The sequence below is a fragment of the Vibrio sp. D401a genome, assembly GCF_030248515.1.
In the GTDB taxonomy this organism is placed as follows: domain Bacteria; phylum Pseudomonadota; class Gammaproteobacteria; order Enterobacterales; family Vibrionaceae; genus Vibrio; species Vibrio rotiferianus.
In genome coordinates this window covers 1-2,125 of sequence record NZ_JAHGAI010000050.1, presented here as the reverse complement: position 1 = coordinate 2,125, position 2,125 = coordinate 1, and the positions used below count along the sequence as shown (strand labels likewise).

Annotated in this window: 3 protein-coding genes; all 3 read right to left on the bottom strand. The window is 39.2% G+C overall.

Annotated elements, in window-relative coordinates; genetic code table 11:
• Positions 1-64: 64 nt before the first annotated feature.
• The gene (locus KIV41_RS21550; protein WP_285337676.1) at positions 65-754 is read right to left on the bottom strand and encodes a hypothetical protein; all 690 of its coding nucleotides are present in this window, start codon (positions 752-754) and stop codon (positions 65-67) included.
• Positions 755-899: 145 nt separating this feature from the next.
• A complete protein-coding gene (locus tag KIV41_RS21540; RefSeq protein WP_252040572.1) occupies positions 900-1,184 on the bottom strand; it encodes a MazG nucleotide pyrophosphohydrolase domain-containing protein in 285 nt (94 codons plus the stop codon).
• A gap of 151 nt (positions 1,185-1,335) precedes the next feature.
• The gene (locus KIV41_RS21530) at positions 1,336-1,920 is read right to left on the bottom strand and encodes a hypothetical protein (protein ID WP_285337675.1); all 585 of its coding nucleotides are present in this window, start codon (positions 1,918-1,920) and stop codon (positions 1,336-1,338) included.
• Positions 1,921-2,125 lie beyond the last annotated feature (205 nt).

The window sequence follows — 2,125 nt, the reverse complement described above, 5'->3', positions numbered from 1 at the left end:
TTAAACACCAAAACCAACGCATAGTAAAAATGCCACGCGTTGCGAATCCCTCTTAAACAGTTTGTTATGTAAAAGTTTCCCAAGGCACGATTACTGACAGGACAGCAATAAACGCAAACATATATGGACTTAAGATGTCCAAATGCTCTCTGTGGTTGATAAATGCATTAAATCTGTACTTAAATTCAATTAGCAATAGTCGTATGTATTTACTAAAAGTCCACTTTTTGTTGAAAGATAAAAGGCTAGAGTACTCATCAAAATGCTCCTCGAACCATTCGCCATCACCACTCTCACCACGGAATACTGAAGGAAAGCGCACCGCTCGACGTAAGAAGCCGCTTACATGGTATTTTGAATCCTGAATACCCGGTTCATCTCCACCCCAAACGTCAAAGGCATCGTCTAAGAAACCGGTTACGACTTCATCTCTTGGATTGTAATTAAAGATCTCTTTATCTTGCATCATCCGTTCCGACCAAAGAAGAAAAAGCTCGTGATGGTATGGTTGGGCATAATTTCGATAACGAACAGTTAAATACAAAATTGCAGCTAGCAGCAAGTAAGTAATTCCCTCTTGATGGGCAAATTCAATTTTGAAAAGAAATGTATTTGCTTCCTTCATCACAGCACCGGTCACATTAAGTGCGATAAGAATAATAGATATGGTTGTGAGAACCTTGCCTTTAGCTGTTAGTTTTTCAACAGCATCGAATCTTTCGACAAGAGTCATTTCTTCTTTCTTCGTAGTCAATTCCATCTCCTTTTACATAACGCCTTGTTAAGGGGTGAAGCACGCAACACCGACGCTACCGCATACCACCTTAATCACTAAAACCAACGCTTAGTAAAAATGCCACGCGTGCTGAATCCCTCTTGAACAATTTGTTATACGCGTTCTAGCGGTTGTACTTAACCTTGTTCAAAACTTCTTTTAATTCATGCGTTTTCTCAAGGTTTACACCGTGAATATTGGCTAAAGCACAAACATAATACAAGACGTCATATAACTCTTCTGCGATTGAACCTTTAAGTTCATCTAGCGTTGGTTGCCCACTTTTACCTTTGCAAATAGATTCCGATAATTCGCTAACTTCTTCGATTAGTTTTAAAAAATAGTGTTCAGATTGCTCTGGCGCATAATCGAATTCTTTTATATGACTTTGTAACTCAGATAACTTCATAACGTCCTTTTTGTATCATTTTCCATAAAGCGTATAACGCCCTGTTAAGGTGTGAGCAACGCAATACCGATGCTTCCGCATACCACCTTAAACATTAAACGCAACGCATAGTAAAAATGCCACGCGTTGCGAATCACTCTTAAACAGTTTGTTAGCTGTTTGTAGCAACAGCTTTACTCAATTGGCGTTCAAGGTGTTTATCGGCCTTTCGACAAATATCCTCGAAAGCTTCATTAAACAGAGCATCAACCTTATTAATTTCAGGCAGGGTGGCGCCTTGGTAATACATGATTTTGTGTTTTACCTGATTGTAGATCTTGTGAAGAACCGCGTCTTCATCGAGGTATTTAACTAAAGAGTCATATAGTCCTGCAGACATAAATGTTTCCTCGTGATCAAAGAGTAATCTTCGGTACGGTTTCATATCAACTCTATAGCGCTTTTGTTTATAAAACAGATCTTTACAAAACTCTCGCCCATCTTCTAAATGCGGAAACTCACTCGGAGCCTCATCAAAAGATAGGTAGTATTCATTTTCAGTTTTTATTCGCTCTAGTAGCTCTATTTCAATTTTTGAGGCAAGACCTAATAAATCTAGATCTTCTAACTTGTAAGCTATAGATTTGGCGTACTTTGCCGCTCCAAGCAGCTGATATTCTTCAAAATTATCGGCTTCTTTATTGGAGCAGTAAGTTCCATATGAACGAAGCAGTTCATCTCTAAGAAGATTATCCATATTTATCCTAATTGCTTAACGTGAGAAACAGCTAACGCCCTGCTAAGGGGTGAGCAACGCAATACCGAAGCCGCTGCATACCACCTTAATCACTAAAACCAACGCATAGTAAAAATGCCACGCGTTGCGAATCCCTCTTGAACAGTTTGTTAGGTGTCTGTTCGCGAATTATGGAACAACGCCTTTAATTCCGAAACAGACAGTG